The organism is Loigolactobacillus backii (genome assembly GCF_001663675.1).
Classification (GTDB): domain Bacteria; phylum Bacillota; class Bacilli; order Lactobacillales; family Lactobacillaceae; genus Loigolactobacillus; species Loigolactobacillus backii.
Genome location: NZ_CP014873.1, coordinates 2,591,335 through 2,617,369, shown reverse-complemented (window position 1 = coordinate 2,617,369; position 26,035 = coordinate 2,591,335). Strand labels below are relative to the sequence as shown.

Annotated in this window: 19 protein-coding genes, 12 tRNA genes and 3 rRNA genes; 28 read left to right on the top strand and 6 right to left on the bottom strand. The window is 41.6% G+C overall.

All coding sequences use genetic code 11. From position 1 onward, the window contains the following. Positions 1–2: 2 nt before the first annotated feature. The 19 genes from AYR53_RS12060 (at position 3) to AYR53_RS11970 (ending at position 11,506) form a co-directional block, all read left to right on the top strand. Positions 3–1,031 carry a glycosyltransferase family 4 protein gene (locus tag AYR53_RS12060; RefSeq protein ID WP_068225409.1) on the top strand — a complete coding sequence of 343 codons (1,029 nt, stop codon included), beginning with the start codon at positions 3–5 and terminating at the stop codon, positions 1,029–1,031. Then, positions 1,028–2,056: a lysylphosphatidylglycerol synthase transmembrane domain-containing protein gene (locus tag AYR53_RS12055; RefSeq protein WP_068225408.1), complete on the top strand. Its 1,029-nt coding sequence runs from the start codon at positions 1,028–1,030 to the stop codon at positions 2,054–2,056. Before AYR53_RS12060 ends, AYR53_RS12055 begins: the two co-directional genes overlap by 4 nt. A gap of 132 nt (positions 2,057–2,188) precedes the next feature. After that, positions 2,189–2,425 (top strand): YkuJ family protein, encoded by a 237-nt coding sequence (locus AYR53_RS12050; RefSeq protein WP_068225407.1) that lies wholly within the window; start codon positions 2,189–2,191, stop codon positions 2,423–2,425. 275 nt (positions 2,426–2,700) lie between these two features. After that, positions 2,701–4,779 (top strand): LTA synthase family protein, encoded by a 2,079-nt coding sequence (locus tag AYR53_RS12045; protein WP_068225406.1) that lies wholly within the window; start codon positions 2,701–2,703, stop codon positions 4,777–4,779. A gap of 755 nt (positions 4,780–5,534) precedes the next feature. Then, positions 5,535–7,103 (top strand): 16S ribosomal RNA (locus AYR53_RS12040). A gap of 206 nt (positions 7,104–7,309) precedes the next feature. After that, positions 7,310–10,235: ribosomal RNA gene (locus AYR53_RS12035) — 23S ribosomal RNA — on the top strand. Positions 10,236–10,321: 86 nt separating this feature from the next. Beyond that, positions 10,322–10,438, top strand: a 5S ribosomal RNA gene (gene rrf / locus AYR53_RS12030). Together the 16S, 23S and 5S rRNA genes with 12 tRNA genes alongside form the textbook arrangement of a ribosomal RNA operon. An 11-nt stretch (positions 10,439–10,449) precedes the next feature. Further along, positions 10,450–10,522 (top strand) — tRNA-Asn (locus tag AYR53_RS12025). Between the two features lie 9 nt (positions 10,523–10,531). Further along, positions 10,532–10,622, top strand: a tRNA-Ser gene (locus AYR53_RS12020). A gap of 12 nt (positions 10,623–10,634) precedes the next feature. Then, a tRNA-Glu gene (locus AYR53_RS12015) sits at positions 10,635–10,706 on the top strand. A gap of 6 nt (positions 10,707–10,712) precedes the next feature. After that, positions 10,713–10,785, top strand: a tRNA-Val gene (locus tag AYR53_RS12010). A 7-nt stretch (positions 10,786–10,792) separates the two neighbouring features. After that, positions 10,793–10,866: transfer RNA gene (locus AYR53_RS12005), tRNA-Asp, on the top strand. Between the two features lie 11 nt (positions 10,867–10,877). Beyond that, a tRNA-Phe gene (locus tag AYR53_RS12000) sits at positions 10,878–10,950 on the top strand. Positions 10,951–10,955: 5 nt separating this feature from the next. After that, positions 10,956–11,036, top strand: a tRNA-Tyr gene (locus tag AYR53_RS11995). An 11-nt stretch (positions 11,037–11,047) separates the two neighbouring features. Then, positions 11,048–11,121 (top strand) — tRNA-Trp (locus AYR53_RS11990). Between the two features lie 5 nt (positions 11,122–11,126). Beyond that, positions 11,127–11,199: transfer RNA gene (locus AYR53_RS11985), tRNA-His, on the top strand. Between the two features lie 10 nt (positions 11,200–11,209). Further along, positions 11,210–11,281, top strand: a tRNA-Gln gene (locus AYR53_RS11980). 31 nt (positions 11,282–11,312) lie between these two features. Then, positions 11,313–11,383, top strand: a tRNA-Cys gene (locus tag AYR53_RS11975). Positions 11,384–11,422: 39 nt separating this feature from the next. Then, positions 11,423–11,506 (top strand) — tRNA-Leu (locus tag AYR53_RS11970). 647 nt (positions 11,507–12,153) lie between these two features. On the opposite strand, the gene AYR53_RS11965 is transcribed toward AYR53_RS11970, so the two are convergent. After that, on the bottom strand, positions 12,154–12,660 hold the full coding sequence (locus AYR53_RS11965; protein WP_068225405.1) for an antibiotic biosynthesis monooxygenase family protein: 507 nt from the start codon (positions 12,658–12,660) through the stop codon (positions 12,154–12,156). A gap of 157 nt (positions 12,661–12,817) precedes the next feature. Here AYR53_RS11965 and AYR53_RS11960 point away from each other — a divergent pair, with 157 nt between their 5' ends. The 3 genes from AYR53_RS11960 to AYR53_RS11950 all read left to right on the top strand — a co-directional run bounded on the left by AYR53_RS11960 (position 12,818) and on the right by AYR53_RS11950 (position 15,305). Next, positions 12,818–13,558, top strand: a complete 741-nt coding sequence (locus AYR53_RS11960) for an MBL fold metallo-hydrolase (protein WP_068225404.1) — start codon at positions 12,818–12,820, stop codon at positions 13,556–13,558. Positions 13,559–13,739: 181 nt separating this feature from the next. Beyond that, positions 13,740–14,138 carry a Spx/MgsR family RNA polymerase-binding regulatory protein gene (locus AYR53_RS11955; protein WP_068225403.1) on the top strand — a complete coding sequence of 133 codons (399 nt, stop codon included), beginning with the start codon at positions 13,740–13,742 and terminating at the stop codon, positions 14,136–14,138. A 474-nt stretch (positions 14,139–14,612) separates the two neighbouring features. Next, on the top strand, positions 14,613–15,305 hold the full coding sequence (locus AYR53_RS11950) for an adaptor protein MecA (protein WP_068225402.1): 693 nt from the start codon (positions 14,613–14,615) through the stop codon (positions 15,303–15,305). 169 nt (positions 15,306–15,474) lie between these two features. Here AYR53_RS11950 and AYR53_RS11945 read toward each other — a convergent pair whose 3' ends face one another. After that, positions 15,475–16,746: an ISL3 family transposase gene (locus tag AYR53_RS11945; protein ID WP_068279055.1), complete on the bottom strand. Its 1,272-nt coding sequence runs from the start codon at positions 16,744–16,746 to the stop codon at positions 15,475–15,477. 194 nt (positions 16,747–16,940) lie between these two features. Between AYR53_RS11945 and AYR53_RS11940 the strand changes: the two genes are divergently transcribed. Further along, on the top strand, positions 16,941–18,038 hold the full coding sequence (locus AYR53_RS11940; RefSeq protein ID WP_068280087.1) for a competence protein CoiA: 1,098 nt from the start codon (positions 16,941–16,943) through the stop codon (positions 18,036–18,038). 227 nt (positions 18,039–18,265) lie between these two features. Here AYR53_RS11940 and AYR53_RS11935 read toward each other — a convergent pair whose 3' ends face one another. Together AYR53_RS11935 and AYR53_RS11930 are read right to left on the bottom strand one after the other, a co-directional pair. Beyond that, complete coding sequence (locus AYR53_RS11935; protein ID WP_068225400.1) at positions 18,266–18,898, bottom strand: DsbA family protein; 633 nt, start codon at positions 18,896–18,898, stop codon at positions 18,266–18,268. Between the two features lie 153 nt (positions 18,899–19,051). After that, the gene (locus AYR53_RS11930; RefSeq protein ID WP_068280089.1) at positions 19,052–19,624 is read right to left on the bottom strand and encodes a CYTH domain-containing protein; all 573 of its coding nucleotides are present in this window, start codon (positions 19,622–19,624) and stop codon (positions 19,052–19,054) included. A 143-nt stretch (positions 19,625–19,767) separates the two neighbouring features. Here AYR53_RS11930 and yjbM point away from each other — a divergent pair, with 143 nt between their 5' ends. The 4 genes from yjbM to mgtE all read left to right on the top strand — a co-directional run bounded on the left by yjbM (position 19,768) and on the right by mgtE (position 23,609). After that, the gene (yjbM, locus tag AYR53_RS11925) at positions 19,768–20,457 is read left to right on the top strand and encodes a GTP diphosphokinase (protein ID WP_068225398.1); all 690 of its coding nucleotides are present in this window, start codon (positions 19,768–19,770) and stop codon (positions 20,455–20,457) included. Between the two features lie 8 nt (positions 20,458–20,465). After that, positions 20,466–21,275 carry an NAD kinase gene (locus AYR53_RS11920; RefSeq protein WP_068225397.1) on the top strand — a complete coding sequence of 270 codons (810 nt, stop codon included), beginning with the start codon at positions 20,466–20,468 and terminating at the stop codon, positions 21,273–21,275. Then, positions 21,272–22,174: an RluA family pseudouridine synthase gene (locus AYR53_RS11915; RefSeq protein ID WP_068225396.1), complete on the top strand. Its 903-nt coding sequence runs from the start codon at positions 21,272–21,274 to the stop codon at positions 22,172–22,174. Before AYR53_RS11920 ends, AYR53_RS11915 begins: the two co-directional genes overlap by 4 nt. A 61-nt stretch (positions 22,175–22,235) precedes the next feature. Next, positions 22,236–23,609 (top strand): magnesium transporter, encoded by a 1,374-nt coding sequence (gene mgtE, locus AYR53_RS11910; RefSeq protein WP_068280090.1) that lies wholly within the window; start codon positions 22,236–22,238, stop codon positions 23,607–23,609. A 119-nt stretch (positions 23,610–23,728) separates the two neighbouring features. Here mgtE and AYR53_RS11905 read toward each other — a convergent pair whose 3' ends face one another. Together AYR53_RS11905 and AYR53_RS11900 are read right to left on the bottom strand one after the other, a co-directional pair. After that, entirely contained in the window at positions 23,729–24,373 is a 645-nt protein-coding gene (locus AYR53_RS11905; RefSeq protein WP_068225394.1) for a copper homeostasis protein CutC, read from the bottom strand. A gap of 11 nt (positions 24,374–24,384) precedes the next feature. Next, positions 24,385–25,422: a lactonase family protein gene (locus AYR53_RS11900; RefSeq protein WP_068225393.1), complete on the bottom strand. Its 1,038-nt coding sequence runs from the start codon at positions 25,420–25,422 to the stop codon at positions 24,385–24,387. A 193-nt stretch (positions 25,423–25,615) separates the two neighbouring features. On the opposite strand from AYR53_RS11900, the gene AYR53_RS11895 reads away from it, so the two are divergent. Continuing rightward, positions 25,616–25,993: a PTS glucitol/sorbitol transporter subunit IIA gene (locus AYR53_RS11895; protein ID WP_068225392.1), complete on the top strand. Its 378-nt coding sequence runs from the start codon at positions 25,616–25,618 to the stop codon at positions 25,991–25,993. The last annotated feature ends 42 nt before the right edge of the window (positions 25,994–26,035 follow it).

Below are 26,035 nucleotides of genomic sequence, written 5' to 3'. Positions count from 1 at the left end.
CTATGCTAAATATACACATGTTTTCTAGTGCAACTAAAGTGAAGGGGCAAGGTGTTGGCAGTGCCTATACAGAATTAATTCGCCTGCTGGAAACTCGCTTTAAAGGTGAGTTTAAAATTACGATTAATCAGTATGGTAAGTCTGACATTAGCCATTACCATACGATTGATCCGCAATTTTTTTTGTCGACTTTTTTTAAACGACGGGGACAAAAAATTGGTTACGTCCACTTTTTGCCAGAAACCTTAGAAGGAAGCCTAACAATTCCGCGGCCATTTAAGGGCTTATTCTATCGTTACGTGATTGCCTTTTATAAACGAATGGATCACATAGTTGTTGTTAACCCAAGCTTTATTCCGAAGCTATTGAAGTATAATATTCCGGCTAACAAAATCACTTATATTCCTAATTTTGTTTCAAAAAAGGAATTTTATGAAAAAACTGCAACTGAAAAAAGTGATCTACGTAACCAATATCACTTAGAACAAAATAAGTTCATAATTTTTGGTGCCGGACAAATTCAAGAGCGTAAGGGTGTTGACGATTTTGTTTCCCTGGCAAAACGTAATCCTGATGTTCAATTTATCTGGGCAGGCGGCTTTTCGTTTGGAAAAATGACGGATGGTTATGCTAGGTATAAAAAAATCTTAGATAACCCGCCAGCCAATTTACGTTTTCCAGGAATCGTTCCCCGCGAAGAGTTAGTTGATTACTATAATTTGAGTAATTTATTTTTATTACCTTCATATAATGAATTATTTCCCATGTCCGTTTTAGAAAGCTTTGCCTGTGGTACGCCGGTCTTGTTACGTGATCTTTCCCTATATCGTTCAATTATTGCCGGGTACTACGTTGCCGCGGCCAACGTTGACGTTATGAACGAAAAAATTTCTACTTTGAAAAAAAATCAGGCGGCCCAAGAATACATGACTGAACGCGCGCGTGAAGGGGCCGCCTATTATTCTGAAGAGCGCCTGGCCGGGATTTGGCATGATTTTTACTTAAAGCAAGCCGAAGAAGGTAAGCGATGAGTCGGCGAAACATTGCGGCTTTAGTTGCAATGCTTGCTTTAGGTATCGGAATTTTTTGGTACGAATTACGGGCGACTAATTTGCAACAACTAACCCACGATTTAACCCACCTCAATTTTTGGTGGCTAGGTGTCGCGGCTTTGTGCATGGGATTGTATTGGCTATTTGAGGCCTTTGTTGTTAAGGTTTTACTAAAAAAAAGAGTAGAAAAATTTTCGCTCAAAAATGCTTTACGGATACCATTGGTTGAACAATTATTTAACTCAATTACACCTTTTTCTTCAGGCGGTCAGCCCGCCCAACTGGTTGCTTTAATGCAATCGGGGATTGACGGTGGTCGGGCCAGTTCGCTTTTATTGATGAAGTTTGTCGTCTTTCAGGCGATGGTTTTAATTAATTTCATTTTGACGTTAGTATTTGGTTTTCACTTGGTGGCCGCCAAATTCACTTATTTGGCGTGGCTAGTTGTTTTTGGATTTATTATGCATTTAACGGTTATTGCTGGTTTATTAATGGTGATGTATTGGTATAATTTTACAAAAAAATTAGTTCATTTGTGTTTACGGCCGCTTAAATTATTTATGAAGGCCGAGCGTGTGGCCAAAATTAAGGAACAATTGGATCATAAAATTGATAATTTTTATGCTGAAAGTCTGCGAATTAAGCGCGATACTAAGACAATCGTTGTTGCAAGTTTGTTGACTTTTATTCAGCTAATCTTTTATTACAGTGTGCCGTACTTTGTTTTGCTATCGTTAGGGCTAAATAAGACAAACTTTTTTGAAGTTTTAGTGATGCACATTATGATTGTCATGATTATTTCATTGTTTCCAATTCCAGGTGGCTCAGGCGGTGCTGAATTGAGTTTTAAGGCACTCTTTGCGACGTTTATAACTTCCAATAGCAAACTGGTGTTAGCAATGATATTATGGCGTGTAATGACGTATTATTTAGGAATGTTTATTGGCATGTTTGCCATGGTCGTTAAACCTGACAAGGTGGTAGAACTTAAAGATCAAACTTAAATTTTAACGGATTTAATTGGCCAATTGACCAAGTTTTAGATTAAAATTAAAATAAGTCAGTGGGAAAAAGTCCCTTTTTTACTTTTTTCTGGTATGATTATATGTTGAAGACTGGATGAAGGGAGTCTCGCTATGAAAAGCTCACAATTAGTTGCCATTATTCATCGCTTGGCAGCAATGCAAGAAGATGCTAGTGACAATGAAGAACAGACACGCCGTTTTGAAAAGGACGGTGCGGAACGAGGATTAGTTACCTATGATCCGAAAACCGAAACTTATGAGCTGGAAGAACTGGCGCAACACCAGAAATTCCAGTTTGATGACATTGATTTAATTGCAATAGAGATTTTTGATCTCTTAGACGACTAGTTCTTTTGATCATAATAGGCCATCACCTTATCGCTGAAGAGTATTCTCTTTGGCGATACTTTTATATTCGGAACGTATTAATAAATATTTTGTACTAGAGTGGTTCGGAACTGGTTATTATTAATGAAATTGGGTCCTACTTTGATTATATTAGTTGCGACTAAAAGTAAATATTTTGTGAAGCTTAGCAGGGACAATTGTTTTTCAGAAAGAAATCCAGTATGATTTAGGAGACTTGAGTTCAGATAAATCTATTTTGACGGGGGCAAATTCTTATGAGGCAAGTAGTAAAGAAAGTACGCCTTGGATTAAATTCGAGGTTAGGCTTCTTTATCCTCGCAGTATTACTATTTAGTGTGAAATCATATATTGCATATAGAACTAAATTTAATTTGGGTGTAAAAGGGAGTATGCAGGAACTACTGCTTGCGCTTAATCCATTACCCTTTGCAATTCTACTTTTCGGCCTAGCGCTATACATGCGCGGTCGTAAGTCTTACTGGTTTATGATTGGGATTGATGCAATCCTTTCAACTTGGTTGTTTTCCAATATTTTATATTACCGGGAATTTTCTGATTTCCTGACGTTTAATTTGATGAAAGGATCAAGTTCAGTTTCTACCAATCTAAGTAAGAGTATTGCCGGTATTTTAAAGCCCACCGATTTTCTCGTCTTTTTAGACGTCGCATTACTGATTATCTTTGTTGCGTTCAAATGGATTAAGATGGACACTAATCCATTTAAACTTCGTTATGCCGCCACAATTAGTGCTTTAGCCGTTGTTTTATTTGGTGCTAACTTAAGTTTGGCGGAAAGTGATCGGTCTGGTTTGTTAACACGAACATTCGATAATAATTACATCGTCAAGTATTTAGGCTTGGAAGCTTATACGGTTTACGATGGTGTTAAAACAACTAAGAATAATACGACTAAGGCCAATGCCAATAGTTCTGATTTGGCTAGCGTTCAAAATTATTTAAAAAAGAATCGTATTTCTCCTAATATTCAGTACAGTGGTGTGGCCAAGGGAAAGAATGTTTTTGTGATTCACTTGGAGAGCCTGCAACAATTTATGATCGATTATAAAGTTAACGGGCAAGAGATTATGCCAAATATTGATAAGCTGTACCACGAAAACGATACGTTGAGTTTTGATAATTTTTATAATCAGGTTGGTCAGGGTAAAACGGCCGACGCTGAATTAATGCTAGAAAATAGTTTGTTTGGTTTACCTGAAGGAGCGGCCATGATTACGGATGGAACAACTAATACTTTCCAGGCCGCACCAGCAATTTTAGATCAAAAGGGTTACACGACTGCCTCTTTTCACGGGGATGTGCCTAGTTTCTGGAATCGTGACAATGCTTATAAATCTTGGGGCTATGACTATTTCTTTAGTAAGGACTATTATAAAAACGCCGATAAGGCAAAGTATAATGTCGGTTATGGGATGAAGGATAAGATTTTCTTGCGGGATTCTGCTCAGTATATTCAGCAGTTACCACAACCGTTTTACGCTAAGCTGATAACCGTAACTAACCATTACCCTTATATTCTTGACAGTAAGAATAAGAGTATTGATGCTTTTGATACGGGTGATTCAACAGTTGATCCTTACGCGCAGACGGCACACTATCTAGATCAGTCGGTTGGTGAATTTATGAGTTATCTAAAGAAAACCGGTTTAGACAAAAATAGTATGATTGTTATGTATGGTGATCATTACGGAATATCAAATAACCATAAACCGGCAATTGCCAAGTTGTTAGGCAAGAAGAAGGTTACTAATTATGATTTAGCCAACTTCCAAAAGGTTCCGTTCATGATCCATATGCCAGGACTTAAAGGTGGAATTAACCATACTTATGGTGGTGAAATTGACGTATTACCAACAATTTTGAATTTATTGGGTGTGAAGAATCAGGATACTATTCAATTTGGGCAGGATTTGTTGGCACCAAACCGTAATCAGACAGTGGCTTTCCGAAATGGTGACTTTGTTTCGCCGACTTATACTAAGTATGGTGGGGATGTTTATGATTCGCAAACCGGTAAAGAGCTTAAGCATTTGTCGGCAAAGCAGAAAGTTGCTGTTGATAATTTACAGAATCACGTGACAACAGAATTATCAGCATCCGATAAAGTGGTGAATGGTGATTTACTACGTTTCTATCAGCCAAAAGGTTTCAAAAAAGTTATTAAGAGTGACTTTAATTATAAGGAATCAGTTGGAGTGAAGAAGCTTAAGAAAGCTGAAAAAGATGATCCAACTAGTGTTAAGGCAAAGAATAATGGTAAATCGACCATGAGTGATTACCAAACGGATGCACCAGAATTGAAGTCTAGTAAGTAAAAAAAGGTGGGGCAAAAGTCAGTTTTGGGTTCACTGCGTAACGTAAGCTAATCCAATAACCGTCCCTATAGCTGTTGGATTAGTTGTAGTTAGGCATACGAACTCAGACTTTTGGCGCACGTTCTAGAATAATGATCGGAAACAAGAAGAGGCCAGGGACTTTTGTCCCAGCCTTTTTTGTTTACGATCAAGTTCAAGAAAATTAAGGTAGATATGGGATTGTATAATTAAACGATTTTTGGCTGAATATTCGGCTGATTGGCCCTGATATTGTGAGTATTAATCCATCATTATTAAGCTTAATGCTTTGGGAATGTTCGGGTATAGAAAATATCTCATTAAATTTCGAGATTTCTGTTGACGATGTAGTGCAATGTTGGTATAGTATTATTTGTTGTCAGCGATTAACCGGATTGACCAATTAATCAGGTTAAAGAAGTTCTTGACAACAAATTAGATTCTTGCTAAACTGTAAAAGTTGTCGCGTTAAGCAAGCTTGAATATTGATTGAATAAAAATTCAAATTACTGCTTGACAAGCATCCGCTTAATCTGCTATACTGATTGAGTTGTCGCTGACAATGATCCAACGAAGTAGACCTTTGAAAACTGAACAAAGTTTCGACAAATCAAATGTGTAGGGTCTTTTTTTAACCGTTCTTCGGACCGGTTGGAAGAAGCAAACATTTGCGAAGTCAATTCAATTTGAATTATAACTCGCTAGCAACAAAATCAATTGAGCAATCAATTTTCATTTTATATGAGAGTTTGATCCTGGCTCAGGACGAACGCTGGCGGCGTGCCTAATACATGCAAGTCGAACGCACAGATATTAACAGAAGCTGCTTGCAGTGGAAGTTAATTGATGTGAGTGGCGGACGGGTGAGTAACACGTGGGTAACCTACCCAAAAGTGGGGGATAACATTTGGAAACAGATGCTAATACCGCATAATTTAAGTGACCACATGGTCACTTAATGAAAGATGGTTTCGGCTATCACTTTTGGATGGACCCGCGGCGTATTAGCTAGTTGGTGGGATAACGGCCTACCAAGGCGATGATACGTAGCCGACCTGAGAGGGTAATCGGCCACATTGGGACTGAGACACGGCCCAAACTCCTACGGGAGGCAGCAGTAGGGAATCTTCCACAATGGACGAAAGTCTGATGGAGCAACGCCGCGTGAGTGAAGAAGGTTTTCGGATCGTAAAACTCTGTTGTTGGAGAAGAACAGGGACTAGAGTAACTGTTAGTCCTATGACGGTATCCGACCAGAAAGCCACGGCTAACTACGTGCCAGCAGCCGCGGTAATACGTAGGTGGCAAGCGTTGTCCGGATTTATTGGGCGTAAAGCGAGCGCAGGCGGTTTTTTAAGTCTGATGTGAAAGCCTTCGGCTTAACCGAAGAAGTGCATTAGAAACTGGGAAACTTGAGTGCAGAAGAGGAGAGTGGAACTCCATGTGTAGCGGTGAAATGCGTAGATATATGGAAGAACACCAGTGGCGAAGGCGGCTCTCTGGTCTGTAACTGACGCTGAGGCTCGAAAGTATGGGGAGCGAACAGGATTAGATACCCTGGTAGTCCATACCGTAAACGATGAATGCTAAGTGTTGGAGGGTTTCCGCCCTTCAGTGCTGCAGCTAACGCATTAAGCATTCCGCCTGGGGAGTACGACCGCAAGGTTGAAACTCAAAGGAATTGACGGGGGCCCGCACAAGCGGTGGAGCATGTGGTTTAATTCGAAGCTACGCGAAGAACCTTACCAGGTCTTGACATCCTTTGACCACTGTAGAGATACAGCTTTCCCTTCGGGGACAAAGTGACAGGTGGTGCATGGTTGTCGTCAGCTCGTGTCGTGAGATGTTGGGTTAAGTCCCGCAACGAGCGCAACCCTTATGACTAGTTGCCAGCATTAAGTTGGGCACTCTAGTGAGACTGCCGGTGACAAACCGGAGGAAGGTGGGGATGACGTCAAATCAGCATGCCCCTTATGACCTGGGCTACACACGTGCTACAATGGTTGGTACAACGAGTTGCGAACCCGCGAGGGTAAGCTAATCTCTTAAAGCCAATCTCAGTTCGGATTGTAGGCTGCAACTCGCCTACATGAAGTCGGAATCGCTAGTAATCGCGGATCAGCACGCCGCGGTGAATACGTTCCCGGGCCTTGTACACACCGCCCGTCACACCATGAGAGTTTGTAACACCCGAAGCCGGTGGGGTAACCTCTATGAGGAGCTAACCGTCTAAGGTGGGACAGATGATTGGGGTGAAGTCGTAACAAGGTAGCCGTAGGAGAACCTGCGGCTGGATCACCTCCTTTCTAAGGAAAATATTACGGAAACCTACACGATTTGTTGAAACTTTGTTTAGTTTTGAGAGGTTTACTCTCAAAAACTTTGTACTTTGAAAACTGGATATTCTATTTTCTTTGTTTAAAAACCGAGAACACTGCGTTTTAAATGAGTTTTTTAAGAAAGCTTTTTTAATCGCTAAAACTCAAAACCACAATACCGTAGGTATTGAATAGGTTAAGTTAACAAGGGCGCACGGTGGATGCCTTGGCACTAGGAGCCGATGAAGGACGGTACTAACACCGATATGCTTCGGGGAGCTGTACGTAAGCTTTGATCCGGAGATTTCCGAATGGGGGAACCCAGCCAGCTTAGTCGCTGGTTACTAAGTTGTGAATACATAGCAGCTTAGAGGTAAACGTGGGGAACTGAAACATCTCAGTACCCGCAGGAACAGAAAGAAAAATCGATTCCCTAAGTAGCGGCGAGCGAACGGGGAACAGCCCAAACCATTGAGCTTGCTCAGTGGGGTTGTAGGACTGAACATTAGAGTTACCAAAGTTAGTGGTAGTCGAAGCAGTTGGAACGCTGCGTCAAAGAGGGTGAAAATCCCGTAGACCAAACTGCTAACCCTCTGTTCAGGATCCTGAGTACGGCGGAACACGTGAAATTCCGTCGGAATCTGGGAGGACCATCTCCCAAGGCTAAATACTACCTAGTGACCGATAGTGGACCAGTACCGTGAGGGAAAGGTGAAAAGAACCCCGGAAGGGGAGTGAAACAGTTCCTGAAACCGTGTGCCTACAAGTAGTCAGAGTCCGTTAATGGATGATGGCGTGCCTTTTGTAGAATGAACCGGCGAGTTACGTTTGCTTGCGAGGTTAAAGTGAAAAACTGGAGCCGTAGCGAAAGCGAGTCTGAAACGGGCGCTTTAGTAAGTAGACGTAGACCCGAAACCAGGTGACCTACCCATGTCCAGGTTGAAGGTGTGGTAAAACACACTGGAGGACCGAACTCGTGTATGTTGAAAAATGCTGAGATGAGGTGTGGGTAGCGGTGAAATTCCAAACGAACTTGGAGATAGCTGGTTCTCTCCGAAATAGCTTTAGGGCTAGCCTCGGAGTTAAGCATCATGGAGGTAGAGCCACTGTTTGGACTAGGGGCCCGTCTTGGGTTACTGAATTCAGATAAACTCCGAATGCCATTGATGTTCTATCCGGGAGTCAGACTATGAGTGATAAGATCCGTAGTCGAAAGGGAAACAGCCCAGACCACCAGTTAAGGTCCCTAAATTTATGTTAAGTGGAAAAGGATGTGGGGTTGCATAGACAACTAGGATGTTGGCTCAGAAGCAGCCACCATTTAAAGAGTGCGTAATAGCTCACTAGTCGAGTGACCCTGCGCCGAAAATGTACCGGGGCTAAACATAATACCGAAACTGTGGATGATCACGTTAGTGATCGTGGTAGGAGAGCGTTCTAAGGGCGTTGAAGGTCGATCGTAAGGACGACTGGAGCGCTTAGAAGTGAGAATGCCGGTATGAGTAGCGAAAGATCAGTGAGAATCTGATCCACCGAATGACTAAGGTTTCCTGGGGAAGGCTCGTCCTCCCAGGGTTAGTCGGGACCTAAGCTGAGGCCGCGAGGCGTAAGCGATGGATAACAGGTTGAGATTCCTGTACTAGTTTATTTTGTTTGAACAATGGAGGGACGCAGGAGGCTAAGGAATACGCACGATTGGAAATGTGCGTCCAAGCAATAAGTCTTAGTTTGAGTTAAAGGCTTGAACTTTTACGGACAAGTTGTGATGGGGAGTGAAATTTAAGTAACGAAGTTCCTGATGTCACACTGCCAAGAAAAGCTTCTAGTGAGAAATAAACTACCCGTACCGCAAACCGACACAGGTAGTCGAGGAGAGAATCCTCAGGTGAGCGAGAGAACTCTCGTTAAGGAACTCGGCAAAATAACCCCGTAACTTCGGAAGAAGGGGTGCTGATCTAACGATCAGCCGCAGTGAATAGGCCCAGGCGACTGTTTATCAAAAACACAGGTCTCTGCTAAATCGTAAGATGACGTATAGGGGCTGACGCCTGCCCGGTGCTGGAAGGTTAAGTGGATGAGTTAGCGCTTCGGCGCGAAGCCCAGAAATGAAGCCCCAGTAAACGGCGGCCGTAACTATAACGGTCCTAAGGTAGCGAAATTCCTTGTCGGGTAAGTTCCGACCCGCACGAAAGGCGTAACGATCTGGGCACTGTCTCGACGAGAGACTCGGTGAAATTATATTACCCGTGAAGATGCGGGTTACCCGCGACAGGACGGAAAGACCCCATGGAGCTTTACTGTAGCTTGATATTGAGTGTTTGTACAGCTTGTACAGGATAGGTAGGAGCCGTTGAAGCCGGAACGCTAGTTTCGGTGGAGGCATTGGTGGGATACTACCCTTGCTGTATGACCACTCTAACCCGCGCCACTTAGCGTGGCGGGAGACAGTGTCAGGTGGGCAGTTTGACTGGGGCGGTCGCCTCCTAAAGAGTAACGGAGGCGCCCAAAGGTTCCCTCAGAATGGTTGGAAATCATTCATAGCGTGTAAAGGCATAAGGGAGCTTGACTGCGAGACTAACAAGTCGAGCAGGGACAAAAGTCGGGCTTAGTGATCCGGTGGTTCCGTATGGAAGGGCCATCGCTCAACGGATAAAAGCTACCCTGGGGATAACAGGCTTATCTCCCCCAAGAGTCCACATCGACGGGGAGGTTTGGCACCTCGATGTCGGCTCATCGCATCCTGGGGCTGTAGTTGGTCCCAAGGGTTGGGCTGTTCGCCCATTAAAGCGGTACGCGAGCTGGGTTCAGAACGTCGTGAGACAGTTCGGTCCCTATCCGTCGCGGGCGTAGGAAATTTGAGCGGAGCTGTTCCTAGTACGAGAGGACCGGAATGGACATACCGCTGGTGTACCAGTTGTGCCGCCAGGTGCAGCGCTGGGTAGCTATGTATGGCCGGGATAAACGCTGAAAGCATCTAAGTGTGAAGCCCCCCGCAAGATTAGATTTCCCATTCCTTTATGGAAGTAAGACCCCTGAGAGATGATCAGGTAGATAGGTTGGAAGTGGAAGTGCCGTGAGGCATGGAGCGGACCAATACTAATCGGTCGAGGACTTAACCAAGTCGGAAACAATGTTTCCGCGTAGTGTTCAAAGGTCAAAGAAAATAGAAGGTCCAGTTTTGAGAGCACAAAGTTCTCAGATAGTGGTGTGGTGACAATGGCAGGAAGGATACACCTGTTCCCATGTCGAACACAGAAGTTAAGCTTCTTAGCGCCGAGAGTAGTTGGGGGAGCACCCCCTGCGAGGGTAGGACGTTGCCATGCTATTTGTTTATTCCGGCTTAGCTCAGTTGGTAGAGCACCTGACTGTTAATTAGGTTGTCGTTGGTTCGAGCCCGACAGCCGGAGTTTTTCTGTGGAGAGTTGTCCGAGTGGCTGAAGGAGCATGATTGGAAATCATGTATGCGGGCGCAAACCTGTATCAAGGGTTCGAATCCCTTACTCTCCGTCACGAGATCTCGGCCCGTTGGTCAAGTGGTTAAGACACCGCCCTTTCACGGCGGTAACATGGGTTCAAATCCCGTACGGGTCACTTAATGGAGGTTTAGCTCAGCTGGGAGAGCACCTGCCTTACAAGCAGGGGGTCACAGGTTCGAACCCTGTAATCTCCATTTCTACGGTTCCATGGTCTAGTTGGTTATGACGCCTGCCTGTCACGCAGGAGATCACGGGTTCGAGTCCCGTTGGGACCGTTTATCATAATGGCTCGGTAGCTCAGTCGGTAGAGCAATGGATTGAAGCTCCATGTGTCGGCAGTTCGATTCTGTCCCGCGCCATTTATGGAGGAGTAGCGAAGTGGCTAAACGCGGCGGACTGTAAATCCGCTCCTTCGGGTTCGGTGGTTCGAATCCACTCTCCTCCATTTTTTATAATAGGGATATAGTTCAATGGTAGAATAGCGGTCTCCAAAACCGTTGATGTGGGTTCAACTCCTACTATCCCTGCCATTATGGCGGTAGTGGCGAAGTGGTTAACGCACCGGATTGTGGCTCCGGCACGCGTGGGTTCGATTCCCACCTACCGCCCTTGTTTTATTGGGATATAGCCAAGTGGTAAGGCAACAGACTTTGACTCTGTCATGCGCTGGTTCGAATCCAGCTATCCCAGTTAGCTTTTATGGGATTTGTTCCTTAAAGATGGCGGTATAGCCAAGTGGTAAGGCAAAGGTCTGCAAAACCTCTATCACCGGTTCAAATCCGGTTACCGCCTTTTATCTTTTAAGTGGTAATCTACAAAATGGCTTAATATGCCGGTGTGGCGGAATTGGCAGACGCGCTGGATTCAAAATCCAGTTCCTTCACGGGAGTATCGGTTCGACCCCGATCACCGGTATAGTTAATAGACTGATATTTTTGAAATAAAAATATTAGTCTATTTTTTTATTTCAAAAATTAAATCTGGTTTTATTAAATTAATTTAGACCATTTAAGTAAAACTAATCTTAGCGGCCGCTAAATCAAAGGTTGAGCCTGTATTGATTAATGCTGATACGACAAGTAAAAACCATATTCTGCTAAATTTAGTAGGTCGTCAATATTAGAAAGTTTTTATACACTTTAGCATGGATTTACCTTAGTTAATTATAAGTTCACCATTAGCGGATATTTTTAATGATTTATAATAGGGCGTTATAGAAGTGGGTATTCAATCGAATATGAACTGATAGCGCAGTATTTGATGCTTATGAGTTTGAAGCATAAATAAGCATCGGTTCAAAGGATCAGGCATTGGGTATTACATTTAATGTTTGTACTGCCGACAATTGTAGTCAGAACTGTTACGCCTGATGTTGTAAAATGTTAGGTGATAAAGGACCTAAATACGTAATTAATTAAGTCGTTAATGGATGAGCACCTTGTTAATGCCGCTTAACTAATTATGTGTAAAATTTACTAATTGAGGCGGATAAATTTTTGAGTTTAAGGTCACAAAAAAAGAGTTCAGGATTTTATTCCTAGACTCTTACCTAAGACTTTGCCTTAGTTTGTTTGTTCAAGTGTATAGGTTGTTTGGTGAAATTGTTGAATATTTGGTCCGGCCTGCAAATAGGGTAGTAAGGGAGAAAAATCCTGTGAATTGCGCCAATTAAAGTAGTCAGCTTCGCGTTGCCAAATTGATAGAACAACAAATTGAATTTGCGGTGCATCTAATCGTAGTAAGAATAGTCCATTGAGGCCGATAAAGCCAGCTGCCTGATTGCCAACACGATCAAATTGTGATTGAAAGACTTTGACGGCGTCCTCAGAAGGAAACGTGAAATACATAAAATTAAAGAAGCCACTAAATTCTTGTTTACCTAAGTGTTGCCGTACAGAATAAGAAATTGGACTGTTAAAAAAGTTTTTTTGGTCCGAAACGTCAAGCAACTGAAAATCATTAGTCGATTCTGCTGGTCTTAATAGTAATAAATTTCGTTGGGGTTCACGATCGAAATAGCTAGTTAAGATATCCTGTGAACCAAATGTTGCCTGAATTTTTTTTAACATAATAATTCCTCCTCGAGTATAAATAATTACTCCACTTACATTATAACGTGATTCTCTTTAATTAGTGTAGTAAATACAAGCACTTTGTATTTTGTCTTACTAAATAGAACGTTGTAAGATAGAGGTAAAGTAAATTTATTTAATGGAGGAATTTATTATGAAGTTAACTGTACTGGGATTTTACGGTGGTTACCCTTATAAAGGAGTAGGAACTAGCGCTTATTTACTACAAACGAATGACTACAATCTATTACTTGATTGCGGTAGTGGTGCGCTTTTAAGCCTTCAAAAGCATTTGGACCCACTGCAACTTGATGCGGTGGTCCTGAGCCATTACCATCATGATCACATTGCCGATGTTGGTGTACTGCAGTATTATTGGCAGTTACATCAAGGAAAAAAACGTGAGGCCGAATTGCCAATTTACGGACATACGGCCGATCCATTACATTTTGCTTCATTAACTTTACCGGGGGTTACACACGGCGAAAGCTACACGGCCGGGCAAACAACAAACTTAGGACCTTTTTCATTAACCTTCTTACCAACAATTCATCCAGTACCGGCTTATGCTGTAAAAGTCGTTGAAATTAGAACCGGCGCAACACTAGTCTATACGGCAGATACGGCCTATTTTTCTGAATTTGCTGAATTTGCTAAGGGTGCCGACTGGTTAATTACGGATACTAATTTTTTACAGGCAAAAACTGGAAAGATTGCGCATATGACGTCGGCCCAATCTGGTTTGTTGGCCAAGACGGCTGGCGTTAAACACCAATTAATCAGTCATCTACCCCAGGATACTGATTTGAAACAGTTATTGACCGAAACTCAGGTGGCGGCCGGTAATGATTGTCAGGTTATTCGTGCTGAACAAGGTCTTCAAATTAATTTGTAGTTTTAAATTAAAAAATAATTTAGTTTTACCTTTTTTTAAAGCATTATGTGTCATTATTAATAATAAATATTTATTTTATATGATGTAGATTTTTAAAATGAAATCGCTTATACTATTCATTGAAGACGATCGATTAATAGCTATTAAGGCTAAATTGAACTTTGATGAAGGGGCGAATAGAATGGTAACACTTTATACATCCCCAAGCTGTACTTCCTGTCGTAAGGCGCGTACATGGCTTGCGGGACATGATATTCCATTTACTGAACGTAATATTTTCGCTAAACCACTTGAAGCTGCTGAAATAAAGGCAATTTTACGTATGACTGAGCGGGGAACTGAAGAGATTATTTCAACGCGATCTAAGGCCTTTCAAGAATTACATTTAGATTTGATGACGTTATCGTTAAGCCAATTAATTGCACTGATTGCTAAATACCCAGGTCTGTTGCGCCGACCAATAATAATGGACGATCGGCGGTTACAAGTTGGGTATAATGAAGATGAAATTCGACGTTTCTTGCCACGTAAGGTTCGCGCAATAGAATTGAAAAAGGCACAAATGTTAGCAGGATTATAAAAAAATAATTTTCAAATTTAATTTACCTGATTTTAAATTTGAAAATGTATTTTAGCAGCGATTAATACAAAATTATTTAACTTAAAGGATTGGGAAGGCTGGGACAAAAGTCCTGGCCTTTTCTTGTTTTCGATCACTATGCTAGAACGTGCGCCAAAAGTCCAGGTTCACGTGCCTAACTACAGCTAATCTTACGGTTATTGGATTGGCCTACGTTACCCAGTAAACCCAAAACCGACTTTTATCCCACTATCTTTCTTTGTTTACCGGCGATCAATTCAATTGAATAAGTATCCATTTCACTAATGATCCGACTAAATTTCATTAAAAGCGCTTTATTGCTTGTGTTTCTTGGCGTAATCAGTTACTATAAATACCCGAATGAATCAGTTGTGTTACTTTACAAACTAGTATTTTCAGGTACAATATATTTGTATAGTTTTACCTGAATTTGGGAAGCGGGGTGCAACAATCATGGAAATGGAACGAATTAACGAAAATACGATTCGAGTCTTGCTAAAAAATGAAGATTTGACTGAGCGGGGCATTACCGTACTTGATTTATTAGGTAATCACAAACAAATTGAAAATTTCTTTTATTCAATTCTTGAGGAAGTTGACACTGATCATCAATTCCAGTCAAATGACGCTGTAACCTTTCAGGTTTTGCCGAATAAGAATGGTTTAGAATTATTCATCAGTAAAAACGCGCCGGCTAGCGGTACGCCGATTAATGATCTCAGTGATACTGACCATGAAGCTGTCTCGGACATACTAAAAAAGCAACTTTTGGCGCGAGATGATAACGCACAACAAGAAAGTACGGCTGCCGATTCAGATGATGAGTACGGTACTTACCTGAATGATCCAGATACACCAACTAAAGAAATTGTTTTAAAATTACACGATTTTGAAGACATGGTTCAGTTAGCTAAGATTCTACATTTAGATGGGGCCGTTTCTAATTTATATCGCTACAAGGATTCTTTCTATCTACACTTAATTTTCTTTGTGGACGAGACGTCTGAATCTTCAGTTAAGGATGAAATTGCTATTGCAATGGAATATGCGGATAGGACAACTGTTACGCCAGATGTGCTTTCTGAGTACGGTAAGCGTATTATGGAAAAAAGTGCTTTAGAATTAACCCGGTATTACTTTAAATAACCTGATAATTTTTGGCAGTGTGACTAAGGTAAGTTATTGGTTCGGGCACAGTTACTTTCACTAGAATAATTACAAATAGGCATTGCGGCAAAATTTATTTTTGGCACAATGCCTATTTTTTATGGCTCTTCGTCAACTGTTGTTGGTGAATCCATATTTCGAGTTCTAATCACTTCGTGATTAGGGCTCTTTTTGTTTTGATTTTGAAAACGTATAGTACTCGAGTTCTAAACCTCCAGAAGCTGCGATAGCCAAAACTGGCTCGTTTGATCGCCTTGATTTTATTATTAGAACCTTCCAAAGGACCATTTGAATAGTGTGTGGTAAAGGTGTTACGAATCTCATCATGATGGCTTTCAAGTGTTTTAATCGTGTTCTTCATTTCTTCAGAATACGTTTTGTTATTCCAAAATGCCGCATTGTAGTTATGCCAATCTTGATGTTGGACAGCTGACCGGACGCTGTTTAAGACTTGATAAGTTTGTTCTAGTTCTGAATCCAACGATAACAGCTGATGGACAACATCGGTGGCAGCCATCCAGTAAGGAAAATTAGTCCACTTTTTGAATTGTTCAAAGTTAAGCTGTTCAGTTGGTACTAACAACAGCTTCCAGTAGCGCTTAAGGGCGTGAAATTCGCGAGAAGACGGGGTAAACTTCTTCATCACCTTGATTCTGGTTTTGTTAAACGCCCGATTTAGGGCGTTGATAATATGAAACTTGTCCATGACCACCATGGCATTGGGGAACACGGTCTGCACAAGCTTGGGGTAGGTATAATTCATATCAGTCACAATAATTTTGACGTTTTCTCGGGCAGCTTGATCGAAGCGGTAAAAATACTTCTCTAGTTTATTGATGGTTCGATAAGGGAGTAAGTCGATTAATTCATGGGTTTCGCCATTCATGAACTCAAAGCTCATGGCACCAGTAGCGCTCTTGGTACTCTTCACCTCATCCATTAAGATGATCTCTGGTAAATAGTGCCAATTGGTTTGAAAGTCTCGTTCAGCGCGCATTAACTGGCGGCCCACAAATGAATCTGATGCCGATACTTCATTGGCAATGTGCTTCAAAGAGACCGGTTCACCGAGCTTCTCTAGGCATTCTTTGCGGCTGGTGTTTGAAATTGTACAGTGTTTCGGAACTGCCAATGTTTGTGCAAGAAAGTTGCCGTGACATTCTTTACAGTGGAAATAGCGGCGCTTTAAGGCTAAGATGACGGTGTTGCTCAGAACCTTCGAGAATCTGATAGTGGTATTGCGCCAGCCGTAGTTAATAATCTTTTGATCATTGATAATCCCGCACTTGGGACAAGCCTTCGGCGTGTAATCCAAGTGGCCAGTTAAGCGAATAACCCCGTCTTCTCCAGTTTCACCGTCAGTAATTTTTAGGTTCTCGTCAGCTATTCCTAATAATAATTTTGTAGTATCATGACACATAGGGCATTTCCTTCTTTCTGAAAAATCTTCGTGGTGGTTGACTTGGATGAACGGACAGGAAATGTCCGCTTTTTTATTCTAGCCATAAATAAAAAATCTGTCATCAGTAATAGATGAAAATCTATTACCAACAACAGATATTGTAGAACCTTTTTTATCCATTTTACGGAGTTTATCTGTAAAGGGATGAGGACATGTTAATTGCAAAATATGAGGACGGCACACTTTGTTACGCCAATCAATACACCACCACTGAGTTACAAAAGATTAGGCAGCAGCATCAATTTTATTGTCCGAGTTGTGCCGCCAAAGTAAAATTACGCGTGGGGCCTTATAAAATTGCTCATTTTGCTCACCAAAATCAGTGTGCCAGCAGCAACGAGGGTGAAACTAGTGAACACTTGGCCGGTAAACTTTTTTTACTTAATTATTGTCAAAACCAAGGGTGGAAGTGTGCACTAGAGGCCTTTCTACCCGAGCTACAACAACGTCCGGATATTTTAGTAACCCTACCTCAGGTCAAAATAGCATTAGAATTTCAGTGTAGTCCAATTTCCATTAAACAATTATCTAAACGAACTGAAATGTACCGCCAAAACGGATACCGGGTTTATTGGTTACTTGGTAGTCGTTACCACGATTTACGTCATTGGTCAGCAAAAAAGCGGGCATTTTTACGTTATTCTAAGCAGGCAGGTTTTCATCTGTTTTTATTAGAAGCAGTTCAGAAAAGACTCTGGTTAGTTCATCACGTTCGGCAGTATGGGGTACCGATTAAAGTGAGTTATCAACGACAGCGATTAGGGATGATTTTGTTAACGGGCCACAAACCGCCAACTAATGCTGTGATTGAAGCCCAAACTATTTATAAGCAACTATACCGGGGTGCGCCAATTGTGCAAGGGCTACAAGCAACTTGTTACCTTGCGGGGCATCATCTAGCAGGTGCTCCTTGGGCTTGTCATTCAAATTGGCCGACACCGCCAGTTCATCGCGAAGCGGCCTTTAACTTACGGGTCCGTTTACTCCTTTTCTGTGAAGAAAAGGTTGAATTAACTGATTTAGAGATTAATTCATTTTGTAAGCAATGTAAGCAGTGCTTTTTTGAGCTACCAATATTGACCAGAACGCAAAAAAATTATTGGCAGGAACAAGTTATTCGGCTGTTTTTGGCCGAATTTAGCCAACTTGGTTTCTTTAAAAGAACAATTTCTGGCTGGCAAATCCGCTGTTTACCAATTTGGTATCCTGATTATTTTTCAAAGTTAAAAATGTTAAAAAGACTAGAATAGCCTTGCAGATCCGTATTTACAGCAATTATGGATAACCTAACGATACAATTGATAGGTTATCGTGCGAGTTATTGCAAATTATTTTGAGCTTTTAACGATTTACGTGAAACACTATTTTCTCATTATAATATGCGGGCACCGGCCTATTTTATAGTACATAAAAACCCAGCACCAAAATCTGAGTTTGACTCAGACGCCAGTTACTAGGTCGTTTTAAGCTAAGCGTATTAAAGTGTATGCAGTTTATGTGATTTATCGGGGAAACTTGGTTGGCCTAAAGCAGTTACGCCAGCAAGATTACCGTCACAAACTTGATTTAATAATTCAAATGATTGGCAGTCCTCAATTAAAATTCCATAATCTTGTTCCGGATTATCGTAATTGAAGATTACCGTTGACGGGTGCGTTTGAATGTTCATTTCGCAAGCCACGTGTTGATCGGATTCAAAACTTTCTTTAGCCAGAGCAGATTGGCGATCTTCTAGGAACATATCAACGTCAAGCTTATTAGTTTCGGCCAATTGTTTGATCAAATCGGTAGAATAGCTGTAGTGATCAAAATTGAGGGCCGATTGCAAACTAATTAGAAAATTCTGGCCCCGGCGTTTTCCCTGAAACAGTGCCGCTTTATAATCTAATGAGGCCTGATAAATAGTTTGAAAAACCTGATTACGTAGTTGAAGATTATGGCTGTCAAGATTTTGATGGAGCATGATATCCTTGATTGTATTTAAATTAACTAGCGGTAGAAATTGATAGTGAATTTTTTCGGACCGTGCACTAACAAGTTCCAACACGGAATTTTCGGCCGCCAGGCAATGTTCACCGATTGGATTGACAAATAAATAGACTTCTAACAAGATTGCGTCCCCCATAATCTAACAAAAAATTTCAATTAAAAATAAATTAGTCAACATCATTACTAATATTCATAGTAACAAATCATGGCAAATTTTCAATCAAAATGCTCAGGCAGTGAAATTTCCATGTAAACGTTGATTGTTAAAGGTTAATTATTGATGCCGTAATGCGCGGATGATTTTATTTTGCACAGGCCGTTTTTGGATGTTTTGCTTCACTAAAATATCGTGAAATGCGCTAGTATTAGATTGCGTGACTTCAAGTTCTAACTCATAGTCGCTTGTAGTATCTGGATAAATTGTTTGGTCTAAAACAAGTAGACCAGCAGTTAGTTGGCTTTGACGACGAATAGTGGTGGCGTGGCCGATTACGAGTAATTCTTTAGGATTAATCTGTAAGGCGTTTAACTTAGTTGCAACTTGACTTGGAGTTAGAATTGTTTCCGCCGACCAAAGCCCTTTTGCCTGTGCTAAGGTAAGTGTGTCCGTTATTTCAGTTAGGCTGTGTTGTGATTTAGTGAGTGGAACTTTCAAGGTTTGTTCGGCCGAGGTGGCAAAAAGGCGGATTCGAAGCCCTAGGAATTGTTTCTTTAGCCGTTTTTCTTTAGTATCATAATAAACATTAGTTTGTTTAAATAAGTGTGTAAATGGGTATACTGCAAGTACGCGGTTAGCCTCCGCTGGGGTTAGTAAATTTTTAAATTCGATTTCTTTTGTTTGACTCAAAACTAATTCCTCCATTTGCAATAGTTTAACACGGGCTGCAGTTGTTCAACAACTGATTGAGTTACCTTGCTGACGCGATTTATGCTAGAATATACTGGTAGTAAAATCAATTAAAATGATAGTTAATAAATGAGGGAAACACCATGCCAAAAGATTGGGATCTATTTTTAATGCCTTATAGGCAAGCAGTTGATGAATTAAAAATTAAATTACGGGGGATGCGTAAACAATTTCAACAGGAAAATGCGCATACACCAATTGAGTTTGTGACTGGCCGGGTTAAGCCAGTAGATAGTATTATTGAAAAAATGCAACGGCGACAAGTAACGGATGATCTCTTAGAGCAAGATATGCAGGATATTGCTGGGCTGCGTATTATGTGTCAATTTGTGGAAGATATCTACCAAGTGGTCGATCTAATTCACCAGCGGGCCGATCTTGAAGTGGTCGAAGAGCGTGATTACATTACCAACGTTAAGCCAAGTGGTTACCGATCGTACCACATTGTTATTTCTTACCCCGTCCAAATGGTTCACGGTGAAAAGCATATTTTAGCCGAAATTCAAATTCGGACGTTATCAATGAATTTTTGGGCAACCATTGAACACTCACTAAATTACAAATATCAGGGAGCGTTTCCGGAAGAAATTAATGAGCGATTAAAGCGGGCAGCAGAGGCCGCGTTTATGCTGGACCAAGAAATGTCGGCAATTCGTGAAGAGATACAAGAAGCGCAACAATTATTTTCGTACGGCAAAGGACAACAAACAAGCGATGATCAAGTGACCGGAAATCAGGTCACAGATAATGATCATGAGGATAAGCGAAAGTAGGGGTGCACATGCGGGTAAGTGTCTTTTATAATTCTGGAAAAAAGTCACAACAAGTGGCGACTAAATTAATAAAAAAGTTAGTTGACTGTGCTTTTGAAATTGACGATAAAAACCCAGATATCGTTATTTCGATAGGTGGGGATGGCACTTTACTATCTGCCTTTCATAAATTTTCAACGCAGTTAAACCAAGTCCGTTTTGTGGGAGTCCACACTGGGCACCTTGGTTTCTACACTGATTGGCGCGATTATGAAATTGATGATTTAGTTGAAAGCTTAAAACACGATACAGGTCAGCAAATTAGTTACCCACTACTTGATGTTGGCGTTCAATACGTGGGTGAGCGCGACCAAAAACACTATTTGGCACTTAATGAGTCTACCCTAAAGCGAGTTTCCGCAACGATGGTAACGGATGTTTACATTCGCGATGAGTTGTTTGAAAGTTTTCGAGGGGATGGCCTTTGCGTTTCAACACCAACTGGCTCGACTGCTTACAATAAATCGATCGGGGGGGCTGTTTTGCACCCGCGGTTAGAAGCTATTCAATTGACCGAAATTGCTTCCTTGAATAACCGAGTTTTCCGAACTTTGGGGTCACCAGTTGTAATTGCGCCAGATGAATGGATTGATATCAAACCTGACCAAACGGCACAAGATTATATCATGACAATTGATCAATTTATGCCCCGACAGAAGCCAATTGAAAGGATTCGTTACCGAATTGCCGATCAACGCATTGCTTTTGCGCGTTACCGCCACATGCATTTTTGGAATCGGGTGGAGGACGCCTTTATTGGTGAAAAACAAGGTTCATGATCTTTAATTGGACATTTACGGGAACGGATCCGCAAAAGGTTAAGTATTTTTTAAACCGCCAGGGAATTTCCCGAACTTTACTAAAAAAGATCAAGTACCACGGTGGTGCAATTAAGGTGAACGATCAGGATGTGACGGTATTATATCTACTGCGTTCGGGGGACAGGCTGACTGTTTTATTGCCAGTTGAAGAGCCCTTAGAGCGAATCGTACCTTCTGCTTTACCGATAACGGTTGTTTACGAAGATCCACATTTTTTAGTTGTTGATAAGCCGGCACAAGTGGCTTCATTACCAGCGCACCTTTACCCCCTTGATACAATGGCAAATCGAGTAAAGGGTTATTATTTGCGCCAAGGCTATTCGAATCAAGTTATTCATATTGTGACGCGGTTAGATCGAGGAACCTCAGGGCTAATGCTGTTTGCCAAGCATTCTTACGCCCATGCTGTATTAGATCAAGAATTACAACACCATCAGTTGCATAAAACCTACTTGGCATTCGTTGCTGGGCAGTTGGTTCATGATCACCAGATGATTACTTTTCCAATTCAACGGGAAGCCGGTTCATTTATTAAGCGAACGACTGGTGCTAGTGGGCGAGCAGCGCAAACTGAGTATTGGTGTGTCCGCCGTTTTCAAAACGCGACGTTAGTTAAAGTTCAGTTGCACACTGGACGAACACACCAAATTCGTGTGCATTTTACGGCAATTGGGCACCCCTTATTAGGGGATCATTTGTATGGTGGACCTCAAACAGAAGGATTGGAGCGACCTGCGTTACACTGTCAGCAACTTCGTTTTTATCATCCATTTTTAAAACGTGAAATTAAATTAACTAGCGCACTGCCTGATGATTTAATGGCCTTAGAACAGTCTTTGGCGAATCAATCAAATTAAAAGGATAGTCATTTAAGTCAGAAATTAAGTCACGATCAAAAACTTTGGAGGAGGGAAATAAATGCCAGTTGCCCAAGAAACAGAAGTTTGGCAAAAGCAAACTAACGAATTAAAAAAATTTCTAGCAATTGGTGACGCCAAAGCGTTTCGGAGTACCTTTCTTGAATTGCATAATTGGGAGCAGGCCCAATTTTTCCTGAGTTTAGATCAGACGGAACGATTGGCTCTTTACAATACCTTAACGACCAAAGAGGTTGGCGATTTATTTGATGATATTGATGACGATCAAGTGCAAATACCAGATTTTTTGAGTGAAATGGAACCCAGTTATGCGGCGGAAATGTTAACGGAAATGTATACCGATAACGCCGTGGATATTTTAGAACACTTAGATAAAGCAACTGTTCAGCGCTTGTTAGCACGTATGCCGCATAAAACCGCTGCAGAAATGCGGACGCTGCTTCATTATGGTGATGAAACTGCCGGCGCCATTATGACAACAGAGTACATCACCATTGTAGCTAAGCAAACAGTTGCTTCAGCGATGGCTGCTTTACGTGCTGAGGCTGATGAGGCCGAGTTAATCTACTACGTTTATGTTTTGGACAACGATCACCATTTAGCGGGTATTATTTCCTTACGTGATCTAATTGTGAATGATCAAGCAGCAATGATTAATGACATTATGAACGAGCGGGTTATTTCAGTGCAAGTGACCGATGATCAAGAGGCCGTAGCTCAGACAATTCGTGATTATAATTTTTTGGCCATTCCGGTTACTGATCCTAGCAATCATTTGTTAGGAATTATAACGGTTGATGATGTCATTGACGTGATTGATGATGAAGCCGCGGCCGATTATTCCGGTTTAGCCGGGGTTGATGTTGAGGCTAAACTGGAAAGTCCGCTTAAGTCAGCACTTAAACGCTTGCCTTGGCTCATTACCTTGCTATTTTTAGGAATGTCCACCGCAAGTTTGATTAGTCATTATGAAAATTTGGTCAGTGAAGCTAGCGTACTGGCAGTCTTCATTTCGTTGATTACTGGTACGGCCGGGAACGCTGGGACGCAAAGTTTGGCCGTGGCCGTTCGCCGGTTGGCCTTTAAAAATGAGCAAACTTCATTGCTGCGTACGTTAGTGGTGGAATTAATAACGGGATTGATGATTGGAGTTGTCACGGGATTAACGATTACAGTGGTGGTTGGTCTCTGGAAACATACCTTTGTTTTGGGATTTGTTATTGGGCTAGCAATGTGCTGTGCAATTATTGTCGCTAATTTGGCGGGAAGCTTCATTCCTAGCTTAATGGAGCGTTTAGGCTTTGATCCGGCGGTTGCTAGTGGTCCTTTTATTTCGACGCTTAGTGATTTAACTAGTGTGCTGATTTATTTTAGTATCGCGCAATATTTCATGCCATTTTTTATAAATAAGTAATCAGCAGAATAAAAAAAGAGTTTGAACAAGAATAACTTGTGGAAGTGGGACAAAAGTCCTGGCCTCTTTCTATTCGTCTGTTCAGACTCTTTTTGTATTTGTGCTGCAGTTGTTATTTTTTAGTGCAATTCGCCAACAATTTTACTACCGTGGGCCTCGTTAACGCCTAATGCGGTACTAATTGTAGCTAGATTATCCTGCGTAATTCCACCACCAGGTAGTACTGTCAATCGATTGGCCGCGTAAGCAATGGTATCTTTCAATTGTTTGTAATTAGCCGTTATGGGTGTTGTTAAGGGACCACCGTGAGTTAAAATTCGACTAACTTGATGCTCACTCAGCCAGTCGATTGTTTCGTGCTGTTTTGTGATCGGAATTTCATCAAAGGCCATGTGGAACGTAATTTCCATTCCACCGGCAGCGCCAATTAACATTTCCATGGCCTCTTCATCAAGTTGCTTATCTTTGGTTAAACAACCAAAGACGACACCATCGGCACCTAACTGTTGTGCTTCAAATAGATCGGCCTCCATCATACGTAGTTCTAAATCATTATAAACAAAATTACCACCCCGGGGACGAATCATCACAAATAACGGAATGTTTTTTTCGTGGGCATAGCGGCTAGCTTCGGCCATAACACCTTTGCTAACGGTAGTGCCGCCGACGGCAAGATTATCGCAAAGTTCAATTCGTTTGGCACCATTTTTAATGGCCTGGGGTAAATAAGTGTAATTTTCTAAACAAACTTCGGTAATTAGCATTTTGGTCTCCTTTACTCAGTTAAAAAGTGAACGCAAACTGGTTCTGTACAGGGAATTTTATTTTGTTTCAGTGTTAGTTTACCATTAGTTGAATCACGTTGGTAAAGGGTCAAATTACTTGTGTTTTGATTAGCCGTTAGTAAAAAATTTTCAGTGGCATCTAAGGCAAAGTCCCGGGGAAACTCGCCTTCAGTTGAAATTTGTTGGATCAAGCTTAATTTTTGACCATCAGGTGAGATTGCAAAAGCGGCGATTGTATTAGCGCCACGGTTAGAGGCGTAAAGAAAACGACCATCACTTGAAATTCGGATCGCAGCGCCACCGTTATGACCGGTATAGTTCTCCGGAAGGGTAGCGATTGTTGAAAGCTTTGCTAATTGGCCGTTTTTTGGATCATAGCTAAGAACGTTAATGGCACTGCCAAGTTCACCAATTAAATAAACTAATGGTTTTTGGGGATGAAAGACTAAGTGACGGGGACCGAAGCCGGGTGTTGTTTTAAAGGTAGCATCCAACGTTAATTTACCAGTACTAGTAACCTGGTAGGTAAGAACTTCATCGCTACCAAGATCGCAGACAATTAGGCGCCCATCAGGTGTTAAATCAGTAAAATGAATGTGGGCGGCCTCTTGTTCCGATTTTGGGCCTTTCCCAGTACGCGTAACTGTCTCAGCCAATTTAAGGCTACCGTCCGGTAAAATATGGTGGACGAGGATCTGGCCTTTATGATAATTTGCCGAATAAACTAATTGGCGTTTTTCGTCGATTGAAACGTAGGCCGGTGAGGAACCAGGTTGGACGGACTGATTGATAACTTGCGGTTGTTCAAAGTTTTGAATGTTAAAGGCACCTAAACCACCTTCACTATCTTCCGTTGTTAAGACACTATAAAGTCGGTGGGCCAGCGAAGTAGCCAAGTAGGTTGGATTACCAGTTGTGATGTAGGGTTGTACTGGCGTTAGAGTAGCCGCCGTTGTGTCCAGCGTTGTTTGGTAAATGCCAGTGCCAGTATTGCGTGTATAACTGCCAAGAAGAATTCTTTCTTTCAAAATTAGCCTTCCTTTCAAATGCTTATTCATTCCCTTATTTTAGCATAGCTACCGTTTTTATGGGATTAGAAAGAACAGTATTTATTCAGCTAGTTCAGCGTTAATATGCTAAACTTAAAAGAGTGCTTCGATTAGAAAGATCCGTGGATGCCGATCTTTTTTTGCATTTGCTGGATAATAAAGGGGAATAAACATGGAATTAAAAGCAACGGTCACGGCGATTGGTGAAAGTGCGATTACTGCGGAAGATCCGTTGGTCATTCTTTTTGATCAGGATGCAACCGCGGCTTTAAAGAAGGTTGCCATCATTCAAAAGTTTTCAAGCTTGGCTCAAATGCAGCAAGTTCATTTAACGCAGGGTGATAAATTATTAATTGATGATAATAGCTATACAGTGGAGTTTGTGGGCGAAGTTGTAAACACTAACCTAGTGACGATTGGCCACGTGGCCCTAATCTTTACGCCGGTGCCAAATGAAGATCGATTAGGTAATGGGGTTTATTTAACACCAGCCAAGAAGCCAGAATTTAAAGTGGGGACCAAAATCATCTACCAAATGAAGGCCGATTAAGAAACGGTTAGAAAGTAATCGAGAGTCACTTTTTCGAGTACG

What these genes read in the sequence shown, in the direction of transcription:
- mgtE (WP_068280090.1), top strand. Translation starts at nt 22,236, where the DNA reads ATGCCAGTTGCCCAAGAAACAGAAGTTTGGCAAAAGCAAACTAACGAA.
- yjbM (WP_068225398.1), top strand. Translation starts at nt 19,768, where the DNA reads ATGCCAAAAGATTGGGATCTATTTTTAATGCCTTATAGGCAAGCAGTT.
- AYR53_RS12050 (WP_068225407.1), top strand. Translation starts at nt 2,189, where the DNA reads ATGAAAAGCTCACAATTAGTTGCCATTATTCATCGCTTGGCAGCAATG.
- AYR53_RS11950 (WP_068225402.1), top strand. Translation starts at nt 14,613, where the DNA reads ATGGAAATGGAACGAATTAACGAAAATACGATTCGAGTCTTGCTAAAA.
- AYR53_RS11955 (WP_068225403.1), top strand. Translation starts at nt 13,740, where the DNA reads ATGGTAACACTTTATACATCCCCAAGCTGTACTTCCTGTCGTAAGGCG.
- AYR53_RS12060 (WP_068225409.1), top strand. Translation starts at nt 3, where the DNA reads ATGCTAAATATACACATGTTTTCTAGTGCAACTAAAGTGAAGGGGCAA.
- AYR53_RS11895 (WP_068225392.1), top strand. Translation starts at nt 25,616, where the DNA reads ATGGAATTAAAAGCAACGGTCACGGCGATTGGTGAAAGTGCGATTACT.
- AYR53_RS11905 (WP_068225394.1), bottom strand. Translation starts at nt 24,373, where the DNA reads ATGCTAATTACCGAAGTTTGTTTAGAAAATTACACTTATTTACCCCAG.
- AYR53_RS11960 (WP_068225404.1), top strand. Translation starts at nt 12,818, where the DNA reads ATGAAGTTAACTGTACTGGGATTTTACGGTGGTTACCCTTATAAAGGA.
- AYR53_RS11915 (WP_068225396.1), top strand. Translation starts at nt 21,272, where the DNA reads ATGATCTTTAATTGGACATTTACGGGAACGGATCCGCAAAAGGTTAAG.
- AYR53_RS11965 (WP_068225405.1), bottom strand. Translation starts at nt 12,660, where the DNA reads ATGTTAAAAAAAATTCAGGCAACATTTGGTTCACAGGATATCTTAACT.
- AYR53_RS12045 (WP_068225406.1), top strand. Translation starts at nt 2,701, where the DNA reads ATGAGGCAAGTAGTAAAGAAAGTACGCCTTGGATTAAATTCGAGGTTA.
- AYR53_RS11945 (WP_068279055.1), bottom strand. Translation starts at nt 16,746, where the DNA reads ATGTGTCATGATACTACAAAATTATTATTAGGAATAGCTGACGAGAAC.
- AYR53_RS12055 (WP_068225408.1), top strand. Translation starts at nt 1,028, where the DNA reads ATGAGTCGGCGAAACATTGCGGCTTTAGTTGCAATGCTTGCTTTAGGT.
- AYR53_RS11920 (WP_068225397.1), top strand. Translation starts at nt 20,466, where the DNA reads ATGCGGGTAAGTGTCTTTTATAATTCTGGAAAAAAGTCACAACAAGTG.
- AYR53_RS11940 (WP_068280087.1), top strand. Translation starts at nt 16,941, where the DNA reads ATGTTAATTGCAAAATATGAGGACGGCACACTTTGTTACGCCAATCAA.